22 protein-coding genes and 1 tRNA gene are annotated in these 20101 nt (G+C 61.1%); 12 read left to right on the top strand and 11 right to left on the bottom strand.

Annotation, left to right across the window (positions count from 1 at the left end; all coding sequences use genetic code 11):
• The first annotated feature begins 85 nt into the window (after nucleotides 1-85).
• A complete protein-coding gene (locus tag ACFQ6H_RS01485) occupies nucleotides 86-1027 on the top strand; it encodes a sterol desaturase family protein (protein ID WP_378643050.1) in 942 nt (313 codons plus the stop codon).
• Here the strand turns inward: ACFQ6H_RS01485 and ACFQ6H_RS01480 are convergent.
• From ACFQ6H_RS01480 to ACFQ6H_RS01470, 3 genes are all read right to left on the bottom strand, one after another.
• Nucleotides 993-1328, bottom strand: coding sequence for a DUF202 domain-containing protein (locus ACFQ6H_RS01480; RefSeq protein WP_378643047.1), 336 nt, complete (start codon nucleotides 1326-1328; stop codon nucleotides 993-995). The genes ACFQ6H_RS01485 and ACFQ6H_RS01480 overlap by 35 nt on opposite strands.
• A gap of 1 nt (nucleotide 1329) precedes the next feature.
• Nucleotides 1330-1680 (bottom strand): YidH family protein, encoded by a 351-nt coding sequence (locus tag ACFQ6H_RS01475; protein WP_378536757.1) that lies wholly within the window; start codon nucleotides 1678-1680, stop codon nucleotides 1330-1332.
• A gap of 123 nt (nucleotides 1681-1803) precedes the next feature.
• Complete coding sequence (locus tag ACFQ6H_RS01470; protein WP_378536754.1) at nucleotides 1804-2487, bottom strand: YceI family protein; 684 nt, start codon at nucleotides 2485-2487, stop codon at nucleotides 1804-1806.
• Nucleotides 2488-2733: 246 nt separating this feature from the next.
• On the opposite strand from ACFQ6H_RS01470, the gene ACFQ6H_RS01465 reads away from it, so the two are divergent.
• Entirely contained in the window at nucleotides 2734-2907 is a 174-nt protein-coding gene (locus ACFQ6H_RS01465; RefSeq protein WP_378643003.1) for a hypothetical protein, read from the top strand.
• A gap of 189 nt (nucleotides 2908-3096) precedes the next feature.
• On the opposite strand, the gene ACFQ6H_RS01460 is transcribed toward ACFQ6H_RS01465, so the two are convergent.
• The 3 genes from ACFQ6H_RS01460 to ACFQ6H_RS01450 all read right to left on the bottom strand — a co-directional run bounded on the left by ACFQ6H_RS01460 (nucleotide 3097) and on the right by ACFQ6H_RS01450 (nucleotide 5747).
• Nucleotides 3097-3759, bottom strand: coding sequence for a TetR/AcrR family transcriptional regulator (locus ACFQ6H_RS01460; RefSeq protein ID WP_378536749.1), 663 nt, complete (start codon nucleotides 3757-3759; stop codon nucleotides 3097-3099).
• A gap of 125 nt (nucleotides 3760-3884) precedes the next feature.
• Nucleotides 3885-4796 (bottom strand): SDR family NAD(P)-dependent oxidoreductase, encoded by a 912-nt coding sequence (locus ACFQ6H_RS01455; RefSeq protein ID WP_378536746.1) that lies wholly within the window; start codon nucleotides 4794-4796, stop codon nucleotides 3885-3887.
• Nucleotides 4797-4880: 84 nt separating this feature from the next.
• On the bottom strand, nucleotides 4881-5747 hold the full coding sequence (locus tag ACFQ6H_RS01450) for a MaoC/PaaZ C-terminal domain-containing protein (RefSeq protein ID WP_378642999.1): 867 nt from the start codon (nucleotides 5745-5747) through the stop codon (nucleotides 4881-4883).
• 399 nt (nucleotides 5748-6146) lie between these two features.
• Here ACFQ6H_RS01450 and ACFQ6H_RS01445 point away from each other — a divergent pair, with 399 nt between their 5' ends.
• From ACFQ6H_RS01445 to ACFQ6H_RS01405, 9 genes are all read left to right on the top strand, one after another.
• Nucleotides 6147-6560, top strand: a complete 414-nt coding sequence (locus ACFQ6H_RS01445) for a Zn-ribbon domain-containing OB-fold protein (RefSeq protein WP_378536740.1) — start codon at nucleotides 6147-6149, stop codon at nucleotides 6558-6560.
• On the top strand, nucleotides 6557-7714 hold the full coding sequence (locus tag ACFQ6H_RS01440; protein ID WP_378642996.1) for a thiolase: 1158 nt from the start codon (nucleotides 6557-6559) through the stop codon (nucleotides 7712-7714). Before ACFQ6H_RS01445 ends, ACFQ6H_RS01440 begins: the two co-directional genes overlap by 4 nt.
• A gap of 91 nt (nucleotides 7715-7805) precedes the next feature.
• Nucleotides 7806-9089 (top strand): cytochrome P450, encoded by a 1284-nt coding sequence (locus ACFQ6H_RS01435; protein WP_378642994.1) that lies wholly within the window; start codon nucleotides 7806-7808, stop codon nucleotides 9087-9089.
• Between the two features lie 29 nt (nucleotides 9090-9118).
• Entirely contained in the window at nucleotides 9119-9313 is a 195-nt protein-coding gene (locus ACFQ6H_RS01430) for a ferredoxin (RefSeq protein WP_378536731.1), read from the top strand.
• Nucleotides 9314-9315: 2 nt separating this feature from the next.
• Complete coding sequence (locus ACFQ6H_RS01425; RefSeq protein ID WP_378642991.1) at nucleotides 9316-10554, top strand: NAD(P)/FAD-dependent oxidoreductase; 1239 nt, start codon at nucleotides 9316-9318, stop codon at nucleotides 10552-10554.
• Nucleotides 10551-11654, top strand: a complete 1104-nt coding sequence (locus ACFQ6H_RS01420; protein ID WP_378642988.1) for an NAD(P)-dependent alcohol dehydrogenase — start codon at nucleotides 10551-10553, stop codon at nucleotides 11652-11654. The genes ACFQ6H_RS01425 and ACFQ6H_RS01420 overlap by 4 nt, the downstream gene beginning before the upstream one ends.
• A 19-nt stretch (nucleotides 11655-11673) precedes the next feature.
• A complete protein-coding gene (locus ACFQ6H_RS01415) occupies nucleotides 11674-13107 on the top strand; it encodes an aldehyde dehydrogenase family protein (protein ID WP_378536722.1) in 1434 nt (477 codons plus the stop codon).
• A gap of 250 nt (nucleotides 13108-13357) precedes the next feature.
• Entirely contained in the window at nucleotides 13358-14923 is a 1566-nt protein-coding gene (locus tag ACFQ6H_RS01410; protein WP_378642986.1) for an AMP-binding protein, read from the top strand.
• A 1420-nt stretch (nucleotides 14924-16343) separates the two neighbouring features.
• On the top strand, nucleotides 16344-16730 hold the full coding sequence (locus ACFQ6H_RS01405; RefSeq protein WP_378642984.1) for a hypothetical protein: 387 nt from the start codon (nucleotides 16344-16346) through the stop codon (nucleotides 16728-16730).
• Between the two features lie 89 nt (nucleotides 16731-16819).
• Here ACFQ6H_RS01405 and ACFQ6H_RS01400 read toward each other — a convergent pair.
• The 4 genes from ACFQ6H_RS01400 to ACFQ6H_RS01385 form a co-directional block, all read right to left on the bottom strand.
• Nucleotides 16820-16910 (bottom strand) — tRNA-Ser (locus ACFQ6H_RS01400).
• Nucleotides 16911-16966: 56 nt separating this feature from the next.
• Nucleotides 16967-17158 carry a CsbD family protein gene (locus tag ACFQ6H_RS01395; RefSeq protein WP_003943869.1) on the bottom strand — a complete coding sequence of 64 codons (192 nt, stop codon included), beginning with the start codon at nucleotides 17156-17158 and terminating at the stop codon, nucleotides 16967-16969.
• A 138-nt stretch (nucleotides 17159-17296) separates the two neighbouring features.
• A complete protein-coding gene (locus ACFQ6H_RS01390) occupies nucleotides 17297-17758 on the bottom strand; it encodes a nucleoside deaminase (protein WP_378536714.1) in 462 nt (153 codons plus the stop codon).
• Entirely contained in the window at nucleotides 17759-18298 is a 540-nt protein-coding gene (locus tag ACFQ6H_RS01385; protein ID WP_003943823.1) for a tRNA adenosine deaminase-associated protein, read from the bottom strand. It abuts the gene before it with no gap.
• Between the two features lie 48 nt (nucleotides 18299-18346).
• On the opposite strand from ACFQ6H_RS01385, the gene ACFQ6H_RS01380 reads away from it, so the two are divergent.
• Nucleotides 18347-19321: a prephenate dehydrogenase gene (locus tag ACFQ6H_RS01380; protein WP_378642981.1), complete on the top strand. Its 975-nt coding sequence runs from the start codon at nucleotides 18347-18349 to the stop codon at nucleotides 19319-19321.
• Nucleotides 19322-19347: 26 nt separating this feature from the next.
• On the opposite strand, the gene ACFQ6H_RS01375 is transcribed toward ACFQ6H_RS01380, so the two are convergent.
• Entirely contained in the window at nucleotides 19348-19935 is a 588-nt protein-coding gene (locus ACFQ6H_RS01375; RefSeq protein WP_378536711.1) for a putative glycolipid-binding domain-containing protein, read from the bottom strand.
• Nucleotides 19936-20101: the final 166 nt, after the last annotated feature.

The raw sequence follows: 20101 nt of genomic DNA, 5'->3' as shown, positions 1-20101 counted from the left end.
GCAGGTTTCTTGTCACAAATGATTCCGCGACGTTACATATTAGTGCATGATGTAACGATCATAGTGAGAGAATAGGACTAATCGCGTGTGGGAAACCCTTCTCGAGTCATGGCGGTCACTGCTCGAACCACTCCATGACCCCGTCGCACTCGCGATCCCCGCGTTTGTCATCTTCCTCGGCATCGAGTGGTTCGCCGCCCGAGCTCTTGAAGATCATCCGAACGACGCAGACGGACGCGCACGGCCGGCGCAGGGTGGATACCGGCGCATCGACGCTCGGACCAGCATCCTCCTCGGACTGGTGTCGATCGCTACGAGCACGTTCTGGAAAGTGCTGGCACTGATCGGTTATTCGGCAATCTGGGTGTACCTCGCGCCGTGGCATCTGTCGCCGACAGCCTGGTACACCTGGGTGATCCTGCTGCTCGGAATCGACGTCCTCTACTACGCGTATCACCGCATCGCGCACCGAGTTCGAGTCATCTGGGCCACACACCAGGCTCACCACTCGAGCGAGTACTTCAATTTCAGCACCGCACTGCGGCAGAAGTGGAACAACAGCGGTGAGATCATCATGTGGTTGCCGTTGCCGTTCCTCGGGATCCCGCCGTGGATGGTGTTCGTCGGCTTCTCCGTCAGCCTCGTCTACCAGTTCTTCGTCCACACCGAACGTGTCGGAAAACTCTGGCGGCCCATCGAATTCATCTTCAACACGCCGTCACACCATCGCGTCCACCACGGCTCCGACGCGGAGTACCTCGACCGCAACTACGCTGGAATCCTCATCATCTGGGACCGGATGTTCGGAACCTTCGCAGCCGAAACCCACCGGCCCACCTACGGACTCACGACACCGGTGGGTACGTACAACATCTGGAAGCTTCAAACGCGCGAATACGCTGCCATCGCTCGCGATTGGAAGGCGTCGACCTCGTGGCGGCAGCGAGCCGGCTACGTGTTCGGCCCACCTGGCTGGGCACCGAAAGCTGAGGTCACTTCAACAGAATCCACAGCCCCGTCGCACTGAGCAGTAACAGACTCAGTGCGAGAACTGCTCCCATGCCCAAAGCAGGCATTGCCTTTTCAGCTGAGAACTGGGCCAATCGTCTGGGCCGCGACCGACGTTCGTAGACCGTCACCGCGACGACAAGGATCGCCGCGAGGGACGGGCCGATCAGTGCCACCGGACCGAACGGCGGCAACCATCGCAGGCAGGCAGCAGACAGGCCGAGGATCGACAGACTCGTCCGTACGAACGAGAGCGATGTGCGCTCGGACTGTAGACCCCTATCCGGCGTGACACCTTCCGAAGGTTCGAGCGCGGTCAATTCAGTTCACAACCTCGACCACCAGGACGGTCGCGCAGATCACCAGCACGATACCGACCACCGGCGCCATCAGCGGCACCGGCAACGAACGCTCAGCACGCAGCGCTCGCTCGGCGCTGATCCAGTGGACAAAAGAAGTGATGGCGATCAGAGCGCCGCCGACGAGCAGCAACGCGGCCAGGCCGGCGCGAACCGTTGGGTTGAGAATGTCGCCGCCGAAAGCCTCGAGCCCGACGCCCGACGCGACGAAGGCCGTCGCGGTGCGGATCCAGGCCAGATACGTCCGCTCATTGGCGAGAGTGAACCGTGGGTCGGGATCTTCACCCGTTCGGAACGGTCTCCACTGGGGCATCACCCGTTCATTCCGTCCGGGCAGAAATCGCACACTGCCTTCGGAACGGACAACGAGAAAGGAAGGTCATGTCCTTAATCTTCCCTGCCTGCCCCGAAGCAGTGCGAATCGGGTGGACGTAATTCAGTTCGCGGCTAGCGAGACCAGGAAGTCCACCGAACCGCTGCCGTCGACGGTGACAAAGCCGAGCGACGGAGGTTCGACGCCGAAATCGTTCCAGGTGACCGGAATCGAGCCCGAAGCAATCAGCGAATCACCCGAATGCAGAACAGTCATGTCGACCGATACCGGCTTGGACTGACCCTTGAGCGTCAGCGTTCCTGACACCGTGACCGTCGCCGTTGTTCCGTCCGTCGGTACAGCAGACAAGTCCACCGGCGAGTCGATCGTGAACGTCGCCGTCGGATACGTGCTGGTATCCATCACATTGCCCGTAAACTGGCCGTCGCGCCGATCCGAGTCGGTCTTGATGCTTGCCACCTGCACCGTTACTTCGCCAGAAGTGAGCTTTTCACCCTCGACGGTGGCGTTTCCGCTCACCTCGCCGGTGGTTCCGACGACGGTCACACTCGATCCGTTGAGAATCTCGTGCACGGTGTATCCGGCTGCCGTCTGATTGTCTCCCTGACCGGCGACGACGGTCCACTGTCCGTCGATCGATCCGGACGCCGCCTCTGCGCCCTGAGTAGACACCACGGCCGCCGGTGCATCGTCCTCGGCGATGAACTTCCCGTACGCCCATGGCCCTACGAGCAGGGCAAGTACGACCACAACTACTGCTCCGCCGATCCACCAGATCTTTTTCATGGGTTCGACGATAGTTGCAGCTTCAACGGTTGTCAGGACTTAGCGCCTGGGAGAACGCTGTGAAAGCGCTCCGCAGCAACCGAAGGCGAGGATGCAATCCGCAACCATTGGTAATCCTTTGGTAAAGTAGATTTTGCATTCCGGCCCCCAGCCTGGAGTGCACTGGCCGTGCGCATCGAATCATGCATCGATCCCGATGCGCACGGTCTGCCGAAACACGAATCACACCGGACGAGGGGGCTCGCGATGCCGGACCTCAGCCTCCTGAGCGACGACGAGTTGCGTGAGCGTCGAATCGCCCTCAGTCAATCACTGACTGCCGCAGCTGATTTGATCCCCACGCCGTCACCGTCGTTCTTCGAGAAGTTGAAGCAAGACATCGACGCGGCCACTGCCGAGTGGATTGCACGACGCTCGTGAGCGTCGTCAAGTCCGAGCATATTTCAGCGGCCAGTCCTGAAAGCCTACTCGCAGAGCCGATTTGAAACTCGGTACACATAGGTAACCCAAGCCTTCGGCCCCGACTTCGAAAGAAGTCGGGGCCGAAGTCCTGTCATGGCGACTTGTTCAGAGAACGTGCAATCAGCTCACGCCGCCTGGAGGGTTTTCTCAGTTATCGCTTACCGATTGACCGTTCAGGTCAGCAGTGTCCGCCGAAAGCAAGAGTTTCGCGGCCAGGCGGAGGCGCCGTTTAGCCTCGTCGACTGATGTGTGCCCATTCAGCCACCCGACAACACTGGCGCCCCACAAGGTCTCGAGCATGCCCATCGTGCGCGATTGCATTGGGGTGCAATGATGATCGGGACCCCACGCCTGAGTGGCCGCAATGTTGCCGAAAAGGGTGAACCAGGGTGCTGACTCATCGTTTTCTGCGGGGCGCTCGGCGCGGTCGGGGTCGTATTCACGCAACGTATTGTGGACGGCCATTGCAGCGTGGGCGAACCCTGGATCCCGGACCATCCCTTGGAACGCGCGGACGAACACTTCGCCCGCCCGCCCCGTCGCTGTCTTCTGTCGCGGCGGACGGCGAAGCACGTCCGCTGCTAGAGAGCCCAATTCCGATGTGACAGCTGCAATGATGAGGTCGTCTTTGGACGTGTAGTACTTGTACAGGGTTGAAAGGGCAGTCTGAGCAAGGCGAGCAACCTCCCGCATCTGCACGGCTTCGTAGCCACCAGCGGTTGCCAGCTCACGGGTCGCTTTCACGACTCGCTCGACACGGAAGGCCTTGGCCTCAGCTGTGCGGCCATTCACCTTTACTGCAGCGGCCATCCAGTCATTCCCCAATCATGTACCAGAAGCTGACACTGTCACGTCCCTTACCACGATATAGTCCCATCCCGACGCCAGCGCACGCCCTTAGGGCAGTGGCTTCCCTTTCATCCGGCATTCACCGGTCAGGAAGGGACCTGGGCCATGAAGATGGACGGGTGCAGACCGTCAGCCAACGGACGGAAGTCCTGCTCTACCTTTGCTGCCAGGTCTTCGAGGCTCCACGGCCCGTCGGACGTGACCGTGGAGACGACCTCAGGGCTGTTCCACAGTTTCACGTCGTAGCCCATGGCACCGATCGTGCGGCCAGACAGCCAATCGGAACTCGTTCCGGCAAGGTACGCGACGATGGGCGCGATGTTGTCCGGCGAGGCGGTGTCTTCGAAGCCACCGCCCATACTCTTCTCCTCGGGGACGGTTTGCGTCAGACGGGTAACCGCTCCCGGAGCGATAGCGTTGACCGTAACGCCGTATCGCCCTAGAGCGTTAGCCGTGGACGCGGTCAAGCCGACAATGCCCATCTTGGCTGCGGCATAGTTCGGCTGACCCGGCGACCCCTGCAACGCGGAATCGGAGGTGAAGTTGATGATGCGGTACTGGCCCTCCGGGTTTCGCTGCGCTCGCCAATAGGCTGCCGCCGGCTTGATCGTGCTGAAGTGGCCACGCAGATGAACTCGAATGACTGCATCCCAGTCTTCTTCCGGGAGGTTGAAGATCATCTTGTCACGCAGAATTCCTGCGACGTTGACGACGATGTCCAGCTTGCCGTAGTGCTCCAGAGCGAGATCGACCAGGCGTTGACCGGTCGCAACATCGGCGATGTCGCCGCCGTCCGAAACGGCTTCACCACCGCCGGCAACGATTTCGGCAGCGATGTCACGCGCCGGCCCTTGGTCTCCGCCCTGGCCATCCGTGGTCGAGCCGAGGTCGTTGATGACAAGCTTGGCGCCTTCGGCGGCGAATAATCTGCTGATCGACGCGCCGATACCTCGGCCGCCGCCGGTCACGATCGCTACGCGACCTTCGAGTGAACCCATGAATCTTTCCTTTGTTAATGCCGCGACAAACATCGCGACGAGTCTGTAACGGGGATGGGGTGTCTGTGGATTACGGCGGTGCCGTCAGCGGATTGTGGCGGTGCCGTGGTCGATGACCACGTCACCGATGTCGTCCACCGTCCGGAACCTCACACCGGTGCCGTCAACCCAGATCGAGGTAGTGATTGTCTGTCCGGGCAACAGAGGCTTGGTGAACCGCCCCGACATCGCAGTGAAGCGTGTGGGATCCGAATCGGCCACAGCATGCAGAAGAGCCCGGCCGACGTAGCCGTAGGTGCACATTCCGTGCAGGATCGGCGTGGAAAATCCACCGCGGGCGCTGAACGTGGGATCCGAATGCAAGGGATTCCGGTCCCCACTCAGTCGGTAGAGCAGCGCTTGATCCGGCCGAGTCGTATATGTGACAACGTGATCCGGCTTGTACCCCGGGAGTTCCCATGAGGTTGACGGCCCACGCTCACCGCCGAACCCTCCATAACCCCGGAAGAACGACGCCGACTCGATGGTTCCCACCAGCTGTCCGACAGAGTCGCGGGCGACGGTTTCCATCGTGAGCAAGGCACCGGATCCCTTGTCGTACACGCCGGTGATCTTGGTGGCGGTTTCAACGCGACCGTCAGTCGGGAGCGGGCCCGTCAGGCTGAACGATTGCGACGCATGCAAGAGCTTGCTGTAGTCGACGTCGTCGGGTAGCGAGGGCCCGTCTCCGGCGGTAGAGAATGCGACATTGGCGAACGTCGGGAGAACCTTCTGCGCAATGCCGTCGCTGTTTTCCGTGGTGAACTCCAACTCGTCGAGCGGGTCCGCCTGACCGGCGCCGACGCCCAGGGCGTACAGCAGAGCGTCTTTCGACGACCACGTCTTCCAGACAGACTTGCCGGCAAGTCCGACGAGTGAGCTGTCGATCGGCATGAAGGACCTCAATTCCATCCAACTAGATGTTTACGGGAGCGAAGCGGGGTTACCGGACGGTATCTGTCAGTTCAATCAGCTTGAACTCCGAAAGCGTTGTCCGACAAGTTACTACACTTAAAGAGAACACGTTACGTATGTGGTTGGCAAGCCCGCACCCAAAGTCGCCAATCTGATTTCTCGAACTTCCCAGCCAAACCTTGACATCCGGCATGAACTGGATCACTCTGATCGTGACAGAACGCGTTCCGTTTATCGAAGCGACACAAAGTTCGCCCAGCCCAAAGAAACGTAACAGATGGTATTTCGCCGAAACGAGTGCAGCGGAACGCGTTCTACTTAGAAGACAGTGCGGAACGTATTCCGTTGAATGTCTTGATGACCCATCGTAGAGCCACGCGACGAAAGGACTGTCCCTTGACAGGGCCTGTACCGGTTCCGACCCCAGCCACCGCTCCCTATTGGGAAGGTGCACAGCGGGAGGAATTCACCATTCAACAATGTAAGTCGTGCGAACAGCACTACTTCTATCCGCGCCCCTTCTGCCCGTTTTGCAACTCCGACGACGTGGCGTGGACCCCAGTCAGTGGCCGAGGCCGACTGGTGTCCTACGTGATCAACTATCGACCGACTCCACCATTCGACCCGGCGACTCCCATCGTCGTCGCCCTGGTCGAACTCGAGGAGGGACCCCGTCTGATGAGCAACGTGATCGGGGTGGATCCCGAGCCTGAAAACCTTCCGCTCGACCTAAAGCTCGAGGTCACGTTCGTCGAACGTGGAGACCTGAAGCTCCCTATGTTCACGCCGTTGCAGGAGTCGGTCCGATGACATCAATGCACAACGGAAACATTGCGATCGTCGGCGCGTCGGAGACCACCGAAATCGGCGTACTGCCGGACATGTCTGTCCTCGATCTACATGCCAACGCCGCCCGCAACGCAATGGCCGACGCCGGCCTCACACCCGCGGACATCGACGGCGTCGCGACCACCGGACTAGGACCCTTCGAGGTCACTCACCATCTCGGTATAACCCCTCGCTGGCTGGATGGAACAGGCGTCGGCGGCTGCAGTTTCATGCTTCACGTACGCCACGCCGCAGCCGCCATTGCTTCTGGTGCCGCTGACGTTATTCTCGTGACACACGGAGAGTCCGGCAGATCCCGCATTGGCGTGCCACCATGGCCGCTGGCTTTGAACTCCATGACCGGTCAGTTCGAGACTGTCTACGGCGCAACCATGCCGTATTCGACCTTTACTCTTCCTGCGCTGGGCTTTCTGCACGAGCGTGGAATGACCATCGAACACCTGGCCGAACTGGTCGTTTCCCAGCGCAACTGGGCGCTCGACAATCCGCGGGCTTTCCGCCGCAAGCCGACGTCAGTCGACCAAGTGCTGGCTGGTCCGCGCGTGGCGTACCCGTTCACCCGCGACATGTGTTGTGTGCTCACCGACGGCGGCGGCGCCTTGATCTTGACCAGTGCAGAACGAGCAGCCGACATGCCGGGGTCCGATCGGCATCTCTATCTTCTCGGATCCGGTGAATCCGCCGAAGCTCCTTTGGTTTCACAGTTGCAGGACCCCGGATCATTCGGCGGATTCCGTCGCGCGGGCAGCGAGGCCTTCGCTACCGCGGGAATCACTCATGCCGACGTCGACCATCTGATGGCGTACGACGCCTTCGCCCACGTGCCGCTCTACATGCTCGAGGATCTCGGGTTTGTCGGCTTCGGCGAATCGGGAGACTTTGTCGCCGAAGGACATACGTCCAAGGGCGGTCGACTTCCGATGAACACCAACGGCGGTGGAATGTCGTACACCCACAGCGGCATGTACGGGATGTTCGCCATCCAGGAGGCTGTGCGACAACTACGCGGGGAGGCGTGCGAGCAGGTTCCCGACGTCGAAATCAGCTTCGTCCAAGGAGTCGGGCTCTACTTCGGTGCCGCCGGCAGTTTGGTTCTCTCGAACCGACGTCCGTAAAGCGATCTTCGGCTAGCCGACTGCTACACCCCGACGAGTAGGAACTTCGTCGACTGAACACCCCCCGCTGGAGCCACAGAAAGGCACCTGGATGACCACTTCAATTCCATCCACCGAGCACCCGCTGACGGCGCCGGACATCGATATCACCAGCGTCGAGTTCTGGAATCGGCCATTTGCCGAGCGGGACAAGACATTCGAATGGCTGCGCAAGAATGCTTCGGTGAGCTGGCACAAGCCGATGGACCGCCCACACTTCAAACCCGACCACGGCGAGACCGGCTTCTGGGCAGTCGTCAAGAGTGCAGATATCGCGTTCATCAGTCAGAACCACGAAATTTTCAGCTCCGATCAGGTCAAGTGGCGGGGGGTGGGGTTCGCTCCGAACGACCCAGAAGTGGCCGGGGGCCCGAGCTTCGTGATGATGGATCCGCCTGATCACACTCGATTCCGCCAGATCATCAGCTCCGGGTTCACGCCGAAAGCCGTCAAGCGCCTGCGCGACAAGATCGAAGAACGCGCCGAACAAATCGTCGATCGAGTAGTCGGCGCGGGTGAATTCGACTTTGTCACCGAAGTCGCGTCGAAGCTACCGATGCTCACGATCGCCGATCTCGTCGGTGTCCCCGAGAGCCTGGTCCAAGACTTCGCGAAGGCCGGCGACAACCTTGTCAGTGCCGCCGACCCCGAGGTGTGCCCGGAGGGGATGTCACCGGTCGAGTTCACCATGCAGCAGGTCGCGGCCTTGGCGCAGATGGGCAACGATCTAGTCAAATTCCGTCGCAAGAACCCGGCCGACGACATCGCTACGGCCCTGGCCAACACCGAATTCGACGGGAAACCGCTCTCCGAGCTCGAGGTCACTTCCATGATGCTGTTGCTCAGTGTCGCCGGCAATGACACCACCAAACAGACCACCAGCCACACCGCCATGTCGCTGGCCAGGAATCCGGACCAGAAGCGATGGCTGACGGAAGACTTCGACGGCCGCATCGCACAGTCGATCGAGGAGTTCATTCGCCACGCCTCGCCCGTCCAGGAATTTGCACGCACAGCCACCGCGGACGTCGAACTGGGTGGACGACAGATCAACAGGGGCGACAAGCTCGTCATGTTCTACTGCTCGGGCAACCGTGATGAGGACACCTTCGACGATCCTCATCGATTCGACCTGCAGCGCAGCCCCAACAACAACCATGTTGCCTTCGGCGGTGGCGGGGTCCACTACTGCCTTGGCCACATGGTCGCCAAAGCCCAACTGCGAGCGCTGTACTCACAGATTCTCACCAAACTTCCCACCATGGAGGTTGGCGAGCCGGTGTACCTCTTCAGCGAATTCATCAACGGGATCAAGCACCTCCCGGTACGCGTGTAACAACCCCAGTAAAGAACAGGAACGGCGCTATGAAAATCATTGTCGATCGCGGACGGTGCACCGGAATCGGGATCTGCGAATCCGTAACCGAAGACTACTTCGAGGTAGCCGACGACGGATCGCTGATTCTTCACAAGGAATTGGTCGATGCCGGCGACGAAGCTCTCGTCCGGGAGGCAGTTCGTGCGTGCCCGGCCAAAGCGCTGACCCTCGACGAGACGTAACCGTGAGCACAACAGATATCGATCACGGCGCGGGACTCGTTGTCGTCGGAGCGTCACTGGCCGGCCTGCGGGCCGCGGAGTCCGCCCGCCTGGCAGGGTACGAGGGACCGATCACTCTGGTCGGCGACGAACTCCATCTTCCCTACGACCGGCCTCCCCTGAGCAAGCAGTTCCTGAAAGACGGCGCCGAGGTCGACTATCACACCACCGCGGAGGAACTCGCCTCCCTGGATGTGAAGCTTCTCCTCGGGGCACCGGCGACCGGGCTGGACTCCGAGGCACACCGCGTGCGGGTCGGAGACAACGACTGGATTCCCTACCAGAAGTTGATCATTGCGACAGGTGCGTCACCACGCTCGTTGCCCCACGCCCCGGATTTGGACGGCGTTATCGCGCTTCGCACGATCGATGACGCACTCGCCCTCCGCGAAAGACTGCGCCCCGGAACAAAGCTCGTGATAGTCGGCGCCGGATTCATCGGGTCCGAGCTCGCGTCGTCCGCCCGAGACCGAGGCGCAGACGTGACGATCGTCGAGGCTGCGCCCATTCCACTCGTCCGCGCAGTCGGTGAGACCGTCGGCCAGACACTCGCAAAGCTGCACGAACGCAACGGAATTCCACTCTTGTGCGACGTCCAGGTCGAAGAGCTGATCGGCACCACCCACGTCGAGGCCGTCCGGCTCAGTACCGGCACTTCGCTGCCCGCTGAGCTCGTCGTCGTCGGCGTGGGAGCGGCTCCCGCAACCGGGTGGCTGGCAGATTCGGGCATCGAACTACATCCGGTAGACGGCGGGGTGATCGCAAACGAGTTCCTTCAAACCTCGCTCGAAGACGTCTATGCGGCAGGCGATGTGGTCCACTGGCCCAACCCCGCGTTCGACGGACTCTCAGTGCGACTCGAGAACTGGACGAATGCTGCTGATCAGGCGAACCAGGCAGCTGTCAATGCCGTCGCACCCGAGGATGCCAAGCCTTACGAGACAGTCCCTTACTTCTGGAGCGACTGGTATAAGAGCCGAATCCAGTTCGTAGGCACCGCAGTCGCCGACGAAGTTGTCTTCGCTTCCGGCGATCCGGAGGCTGACAAATTCGTGGCGCTGTACCGCTCGGGTGATCGCCTGGTCGGCGCCGCCACCTTGAACGAACAACGCAAGATCATGAAGTTGCGCCGCATTATTGCCAAAAAAGGCACCTGGGCAGATGCGCTCGAGCTCCTCAACCCCACGGAGAAGAAATCATGACCACTACCGCAACGGCCGCCGTACTGCGTAACGGCGACGGCAAGTTCGAACTCGAGGAGATCGAGCTCGGGCCGCTTGCACCGGACGAACTTCTCGTGAAGGTAATCGGCGCAGGGATGTGTCACACCGACCTCCACATACTCGATCCCGATTTGGTCGAGCAGATGGGGCCGATCATCCTCGGCCACGAAGGCTCCGGCATCGTCGAAGAGGTTGGTAGCGGGGTCCGAGGCATCGAGGTCGGTGACCACGTGCTGATCAGTTTCGATGCCTGCGGTCACTGCCGCAACTGCCGATCCGGAATCCCTTCCTACTGTGACGAATTCTTTTCTCGCAATGTTACGGGGCGTCGCACGGACCTCAGCACGAGCGCGGTCGATCAGAACGGCCTCCCGCTGGCGAACCGATGGTTCGGGCAGTCCTCCTTCGCCACGCACGCCATCGCAACCGAGCGCAATCTGGTCGTGGTGGACAAATCGCTCCCACTCGAGCTACTCGGTCCTCTCGGCTGCGGCTTGCAGACCGGAGCCGGTTCAGTTCTCAACGAGATGAAACTGGCTGCCGGACAGAGCATTGCAGTATTCGGGGCGGGCGGCGTCGGCCTTGCTGCTGTGATGGCCGCCAAGGCTGCAGGTGCCCGTGACATCGTCGTCGTCGACCTGGTCGACGCCAGGCTCGAAACAGCGACGGAGGTCGGCGCAACCCGAACCGTCCGCGGCGACACGCCTGACCTCGTCGAAGCGATCAAGAACGGCGGACGCGGACTCGACTTCTCCTTCGAGACAACCGGTGTGTCCTCGGTTATCACGACCGCTATCAGCGTCCTCGACATGCCGGGTAAAGCGGTGTTGGTAGGCGGAAGCCAGGCGAAAATCGAAATCGAACCGATGTTGTTGACCGGCAGGACCGTGACCTATGCCCTGGAAGGGAGTTCGATCCCCCAGCTCTTCCTTCCCCAGCTCGTAGATCTGTGGCAGCGCGGGTGGTTCCCCTTCGACAAGCTCGTCCGGACCTACCCGCTCGAACAGATCAACCAGGCCGTGGAGGATTCGCTCTCCGGTAAGACCATCAAGCCGGTGCTGACGCCGGCACAACACTGACCACGAAATGGGATCGAGAATGACCTCAACGGATTCGCTAGCGTTATCGGCGGCAGCAACCTCGAATGGACGCGATCTCCTCACCACTGGCACCTTCGGTGTGATCAACCCCGCGACAGGCGAGGTATTCGCACAGGCTCCGTCCGTCACACCGGATCAGCTCGACGAGGTGTTCGCCGCAGCTCAGAATGCGTACACATCCTGGCGGATCGACGAGGAATTCCGTCGTAGCGCATTGCGCCAAGCAGCAGACGTCATCGAAAGCCGGATCAGCGAACTCGCCCCGATCCTGACCTTCGAACAGGGCAAGTCGCTCGCCGACTCCACGATGGAATTCCATATTGCGGCGACGTGGCTGCGCTACTTTGCAGATCTCGAGATCCCGCGGGAAATCATCCGAAACGACGCAGAGGCGTTCGAGGAGGTCACCCGTCGACCGTTGGGCGTCGTCAGTGCCATAACCCCGTGGAATTTTCCGATCACGCTCGCGATGTGGAAGATTGCGCCGGCACTACGGGCAGGCAACACGATCGTCGTCAAACCGTCGCCCTACACACCGCTGGCAACACTTGCGCTCGCCCGAATTCTCCGTGGCACCTTCCCCGACGGTGTGCTGAACGTGGTCACCGGGCCTGATCCTCTTGGCGCAACGATGGTTTCGCACCCCGTTCCGCGGAAAGTCAGCTTTACCGGGTCAACCGCGGTCGGGCGAAAGGTCGCACTCGGGGCTGCCGACGACCTCAAGCGCATCACTCTGGAACTCGGCGGAAACGATCCCGCGGTCATCCTCGGCGACGTGGACGTGGAGAAGATCGCACCCAGCCTCTTCCGAAGCGCATTCACCAACAACGGACAGATCTGCCTCGCGATCAAGCGCGTGTACGCACACGAAAGTATCCAACCCCAGCTGGTCGAGGCACTCAGTGCAATCGCCAGATCCGTCAAGGTCGACGAGGGGACCGTCGAGGGAACAGAACTCGGGCCTATCAACAACAAGCCGCAGTTCGAACGGGTCAAGGAATTGATTGCGGACGCGGTGGGCAACGGCGCGCGGGCCACCGCCGGCGGCAAACCAATTGACCGGGACGGCTACTTTCATCAGCCGACCATCCTCGACCAGGTCAACGACGGAATGCGCATCGTCGACGAAGAGCAATTCGGCCCGGTGCTTCCCATCATCTCGTTCCGCGACGAAGCCGACGCCATCGTCCGCGCCAACCGAAGTGAGTACGGTCTCACCGCATCTGTGTGGTCGGGGGATGCCGACCACGCCGCCCGGCTCGCACCGCAATTCGACGCCGGGCAGGTCTCGATCAACGCGCACGGTGCAGGTGTACTCCCCCACCTCCCCTTCGGTGGTCACAAGCACAGCGGCGTCGGAGTGGAAAACGGCCCTTGGGGTCTGCACAGCTTCACCGAACTACAGGTGATCGCAGGTCCCTCGCGCCAGTAACGACAGGCCTTTCATTCTGATCGTCACCCGGATTACCGCTCGACAAAGATGCGGCTGACGGCCACGCCGCGTCGACGCAAAAGGTGCGGTCTGCCCTTGGCAACCAACGTCCGGAGAGTTGGACGTTGGTTGCCATCGGGTTTCCAGTGGTGACGGTGATCAGTACGCGTTTGCGATCCCGACGACACACCCCCGAAAACTAAGAACACTTCGCAATAGTCACCGAAATCCCTCCAGAAAGAGGACACTCATGTCTACCGTGGTCAACAGCGAGCGCGAGGATCACCAACAACCGTCTGATCCTTCAGAGGGCGGAGCCTGGCTGCTTGGCCAAACTGACCCCACTCGGCCCGCAATCGTAATCGACGGCAAGACAAAAACTTTCGGCGAGCTCATCAGTAAGGTCAACCAGCTCAGCAACAAGTTCACCGCTGCGGGTCTGCACAGGGGCGACGTCGTCGCGGGTCTGCTGTCGAACGGTGCCGAGTACTACGAAATTGCCCTGGCATGCACGCAGAGTGGTTTGTATTTCGTTCCGATCAATACTCATCTGGCTGCGCCCGAAGTTGAATACATCGTGCGTGATTCCAGTGCGTCAGTACTCATCACGCACGCAGAACTCGCCGACAAGGTCGTCGGCCGTGTCGAAGACGCAGTGCCGCACCGAGTGGTTATCGGTAGCGCGCCGGCCGACTGGTCCAGCTACGAATCCTTCACCGATGTCTCGGACGAGACTCCTGCCACACGGACCCTCGGCTCGCTGATGATGTACACGTCCGGAACCACGGGACGGCCGAAGGGCGTACGCCGACCGCTACCCGATGCAACGCCCGAGAGTTCTCTCGAAGCGGGTGCTCAGCATTTGGCGACGGTGGGGATACCGCCGGGAACACCTGGACGTCATTTGGTTTGCTCGCCCGTGTATCACGCTGCGCCCGGCGGCAATTCACTGATGATTCTGCATGCCGGCCACACGCTGTACATCTTGCCGGGCTTCAACGCCGAAGATGTTCTTCGGTCGATCAGCGACAACGCAATCACTACCTCCCACATGGTTCCGACGCACTTTCAACGACTCCTCGATTTGCCGGCCGGCGTTCGAGTCGGTGCCGATGTTTCGAGCATCCAGTCCCTGCTTCACGCCGGTGCCCCGTGCCCCACGGCGACCAAGCGCGCGATGATCGATTGGTTCGGCCCGGTGCTGTGGGAGTACCTCGGCTCCACGGAGGGCCACGCGGCCACGTGCTCCACGCAAGAGTGGCTCGAACATCCGGGCACTGTTGGGCGACCGGCACCGGGTGCCGTAGTACTCCGGGGGCTGGACGGAGAACAAGCTGCTCCGGGCGAAGAGGGCACTATCTACTTCAAGTCTCACCCGTTCGAATACCTGGGTGACCCCGAGAAGACCGCTGCGGCACGCTGGGGCGACTTCGCCACGTCAGGAGACGTCGGACGCTTCGACGACGACGGCTACCTGTACGTACTGGACCGGCGTGCGGATCTGATTCTCACCGGCGGCGTGAACGTGTACCCAGCGGAGGTCGAGGGCGCACTGCTCGAACATCCCGGCGTCGACGATGTCGGAGTTATCGGTGTGGCCGACCCTGAGTGGGGCCAGAAAGTGGTGGCGGTCGTTCAGCTTGCATCCGGATTCAACGGCGACGACGGCCTTCGTGCGGCGCTGGACCTGCACGTACGTGAGCAGATCGCCGGATTCAAACGACCGCGCGAATACATCTTCGTGGAGGACTTTCCGCGGTCGGCCGCCGGCAAAGTGTCTCGCGCAAAACTGAGGGAACTCGCCAACGGTCAGTAGTGCTTGTCCGGCACAGCTTTTCAGTCTCACGAGCTTTCAATCCGTCACGGCAGAGGGGTTGGGCCGCCCGGCAGAAACAGGTCCCCAGAGGAACGACAACAGCCCGACCTTCGAAGTAACGAACGGCTTTGTCGTTGAACGGGTTTTACACCGCGACTGGGGCGGGCCTCCCCTATTAGATGGAGAGTGGCTCCTGATCTCCCCCGAGGTCGGGAGCCGCTCTCGTCCCAACGACGGATTTCTGCCCAATCCGAATATTTGTTCCTTGACTAAGGATTACGTTTCGGAGCGACGGATCCGCCCCGGCTTTAGGGACACGGGCTTCGACCTGGCCGGTCGCCCGATACTACGGCCGGAGCGTGTCCGTCCCCGGCAGTCGGCAGCATTCGGGACCCCACAAAAAGCTCCCCACCTGAGTGAACAGGTGGGGAGCTTTGGCGGTGGCGGAGGGATTTGAACCCCGAGATAACGCTGAATCACCCGGTTTCAAGGTGAAGTGTGGTTAAGTGTGGCCACGAAAACGCGCCCACGGTTGACCATTCCCCGGAGCCGGGAAGCTATTTGCGATCCAGATCGGTAACTCACCGCAACCGTGTCTCAATTCCAGGAAAAGAGACACCCTCCAGTTTCGAAAGAGAGCGTCGGCTGTGGAGTTTAGCGGTAGATGGCGGTGGTCTACGGCCTATTCGTGGCGTTAGTCGCCGATGACGAGGATGCTCGCGGCGGCCTCGACCAACTATTTGGGACCCCGTCAGGCAGAGCTCAAACTGTCATCCACATGCGGTCGGCCGATCTTCTCTACAAGTCGGGGGCGGTTAGTGGCCCTGCGCCTTCTAATGAGAAGGGGATCGTGGAACCGTTCGCCATCGCCACGATCACGTTGACGATAGCAAAGAGGACGTTATTCATTTCTAATTCACCTCCTCTCTTCGTTTAGAGCCCGGCAGCATTCGTTGCTGCATACAGGGCAGAGGTGCCGGTTTTCAAAGATCTTCGGGGAGGTTGCACGACGCTAATGTGAAAGTCCTCGAAACTGGGGTATTTCTTCGAGCTTTATCCGGCTCTCCGGGATCCGGAGCGCATGAGTTGATCCACAGATGATCCGAGCAGGCACAAGATGTAAGTTGGTGCGGGTTTTCAATGTGCCGGCCGTTGGTCGTGCAGTGGGACTTGCGATTAGAACTGTCCGGCACTGAGGAAGAATACGTACTTGATTCTTTTTGAAGGTGATTTTTGACGGATCTGGATCTTTTCACAGTTGTGATTGTGAGAAGACCTGCACACTTGCGTGAGTTGTGGTCCTCGGCGTCCAGGTGCGCTACGGCAGATCGTTTGTGCCGTATTCAACTAATAAACTGTGCGGAGCCCGAGCGCAGACAGTTTCCAAACCCATTGGTTGGTAGTCGCGCTCGGATCACTGATGGAAGGCAAACGAACCGAGGTACCGGCGACCATCGGCTTCGAGGTCGACGGCGCTCTCCTGAACCTCACTCACCTGAAATTCTCAGCCGACGACGTTGCACGTCTGGCTCACGAGTCAGGACAACATCGGGTTCAGGTGCTCACTCTCGCCTACACAGAACTGCACTGGGGCGAACTGGTGGCACTGAGGGTAAAAGATGTGGAGTTCTTGCACCGCCGGATTACCGTCCACGACAATGCCGTGCAGCTCGGAGTCCATCACGCGGAGGGCCTGACCAAGATTCTCCGGACCCGATCGGTGCCCGTCCCTCAGTTCATCCTCGACGAGCTGTCTCGCCGGTGCGTCGGCAAGGCGTTGACGGATCTGGTCTTTCCTGGCCCGTGAGTGTGGCCGAAAAGTGGCCACAAGTGGCTGAAGATTCGCACGAATTGACACAAAAAAGCTCCCCACCTGTGTGAACAGGTGGGGAGCTTTGGCGGTGGCGGAGGGATTTGAACCCTCGGACGGGGGTTACCCGTCACACGCTTTCGAGGCGTGCTCCTTAGGCCGCTCGGACACGCCACCGCTGGTGACTTTACCGGATGGAGTGCCCCTGACCGAAATCGCCAGGTGGAGCGGTATTACGTGAGCTTGTCCTTGATGCTGGACGCGGCGTCTTTGACCTTCTCGCCTGCATCCTTGACGGCCGATTTCACCTGGTCGCCCTTGCCTTCGTTTTCGAGGTCCCGGTCACCGGTAGCGCTGCCAGCAGCTTCCTTGGCCTTGCCCCCGAGGTCTTCGGCCTTGTTCTGAGCCTTGTCTGCGATTCCCATGAGTTCTCCTCCGTGAACGCGAACGAATCGCCTTCCGACGATCCGCCGATACCCTGACGGCATCTGCCTCCACCATGCCCTCGTTTACCGGTTCCGGCTACCCGAGTGTGCGATCACTCTCGATGGGGAATAGCGATTTCAGGCTCGCTGCTCGCGGAAGAAATCTTCCAAAAGCCCAGCGCATTCGTCCTCGAGGACGCCTCCGCGCACTTGCGGTCGATAGGTCAATCTTTTATCTCGAACTACGTCCCATAATGATCCGACGGCACCGGTTTTCGGCTCCCACGCCCCGAAAACGACTCGGGAGACCCGGGCGAGGACCAGAGCGCCGGCGCACATCGTGCAGGGCTCGAGCGTGACCGCCAGCGTCGCACCTTCCAGACGCCAGCCGTCGCCGTAGATTTTCGCGGCAGCACGCAATGCGACGATCTCGGCGTGCGCAGTCGGATCGGACGACGCTTCCCTGGCATTGGCAGCGCGAGCAACCTCGGCGCCGTCTGCGTCGAACACCACGGCGCCGACCGGTACGTCGGCGTCGGAAGCGGAGCGTGCAGCCACGATGGCCGCACGGATCATGCGCTGATCGTCAGCGAGAGTCATCTAGCGCGGGAGCTTGTCGAGCGCTGCGCCGAACTCGGATGCGAACCCGAGTCGCTGCGCGATCATCCCCAACTGCTCGTCCGGATACAGATCGGTCTCGGCCGCGATGACGGCGAGTACGGGTTCCGGCAGGCCCAGATCGGCCAGGACGGACAGATCTCCCTCTTCCCAGGGCTCGACATCATCGAGGTCGTCCGGGTCGATGTCGGGGATCTCGATGTGCAAGGCGTCGAGGACGTCGGCTGCGATGTCGTAGTCGATGGCGGCGGTCGCGTCAGAAATCAGCAACTGCGTGCCGGACGGGGCCGGACGCAACACGATGAAGAACTCGTCGTCGACGTCGAGAAGGCCGAAGACGGCACCCGAACTTCGCAACTCACGCAGCTGCGTTTCGGCGGCCGAGAGCGAGGTCAACGCGTCGGGCGTCAGTGCTTTGACCGTCCAACGCCCCTCTTCACGGACCACCGCGACACCGAAGCCTTCAAGCTCCTCCGACTGGTTCGAAGAGGCGCTCTTGTTACCCGCGCGCTGTGCACCCATGGCGCAACGGTAGCCCGCCTGGTGCCAGTGAGTGAAGTCCGAGCATAGATGTGCCAACCTGAACTCGTGTCTGCGATCGATTCCGCCCCACCAGTCTGCGTTCTCGGCCTCGGATTGATCGGTGGTTCGCTACTTCGTGCCGCCGTCCGATCCGGCCGTCGAGCATGGGGTTACAACCGTTCCGTCGAGTCCGCCGACGCCGCCCGAGCCGACGGTTTCGACGCCGACACCGACCTTGTTGCCACACTGCGCAGGGCAAACGAGAGCGGTGCCGTCATCGTGATCGCCGTGCCCATGCCTGCCGTCGACGCCACCTTGGAAGCAATCGCCGCGCATGCGCCGAACAATCCGATCACCGACGTCGTCAGCGTCAAGGGTGAAGTGAAAGCCGCTGTCGAACGGGCCGGTCTGAGCGCCAAGTTCGTGGGCGGACATCCGATGGCAGGGACCTCGGCGTCAGGTTGGGCGGTCGGGGATGCCGATCTGTTCGTCGACGCCGTGTGGGTAGTGGCAACCGACGAGGGCGTCGACGCAGACGTGTGGAAGCGGGTTGCCGATCTCGCACTCGACTGCGGCTCGGTGGTCGTGCCGGCCGAATCTCTGGAGCACGATCGAGCAGTCGCGCGTATCTCGCACTTGCCTCACCTGCTGGCGGAAACACTTGCGATCACGGGAGCGGCCGGCGGCGAACTGGCACTCGGGCTGGCTGCCGGATCATTTCGCGACGGCACTCGCGTGGCCGGAAGCGCACCCGGCCTGGTGCGGGCGATGTGCGAGGGCAACCGCGACGCCCTGCTGGTCGCGCTGGACGAAGCGCTCGACCTCCTGCAGGGTGCACGTACCGATCTGCTCGACAACGGCTCGACAGCACGATTGGTGGACGCAGGGTTCGCTGCGCGCGGCGAATACCAGTCGCACGAGCGTTGGGACATCGAAGATATTCACGTCGGAGAACCCGACTGGATCGACCGGATGCGAGACGCCGGTCGACGCGGTGGCGTCATCCGGCGATCCGCAACCTAGAGATACGAAACCTGGAACTACGAAACCTAGATACGAGTTGCCAGACCCGGGTAGTCGAGGACAAAACCTTCGGTGTCGACGGACAGCGTCGAGCTGGACACCGGGGACAACACACTGATTCCGTCGGTGCCGCTGCTGTACGTGATGGTCGCGCCCTCGACGCGCAGGTCGAGAAGGTTGACGTAGACGACCGGAACCTCGGCGTCTTCGATGTCGTTCTGCAGGCCGACGCGGCGGATGGGCAGCGTGTTGAAGAACGGGCTGAGGATCACGTCGACGTCGAGTGCACCGTCGAACGCCGAGCGCTGATGGCTCGCGCCGTTCTCGACCATCCAGGTGCCTTCTTCGTCCCGGCTGATCGACATCTGACGCTCACCGGCAGCCAAGGCAGTCCGAACGGAGAGCCTGCGGGTGATGCCGGCCTCGTCGGTAACCAGGTCGTATGACGCGCTGAATGCCGGGTGATCGCTGCAGGCTCCACCGATGATCCGGCCGGAAGCCTTGATGCGATTTCCGTTCAGCTGCACACGAACAGACTCCATACGAGGAGCGTTGTGGGCCTGCCAGGTCAATACCGCGGGCCAGGACGCGTCATCGGAAGGTTGGATGCTCACCCGACCACGGTAATGGACGAACGGGCGGGGAGCACCGCTGGTTCGGGTTATTGCTTCGATCAGGGACCTTTTAGGGACTTCGATCGGTCCCGAAGATCTCGATGTAAGGCGTTTCACAACGGATCCTCCGTAAGGATCACGCCGCGGACCGATTAGTTGGCAAACG

Origin of the sequence: Rhodococcus sp. NPDC056506, from assembly GCF_042794945.1 — a bacterium.
Classification (GTDB): domain Bacteria; phylum Actinomycetota; class Actinomycetes; order Mycobacteriales; family Mycobacteriaceae; genus Rhodococcus_F.
Note: the sequence above shows the minus strand (reverse complement) of the source record. Positions and strands in the feature narration are given on the sequence as shown.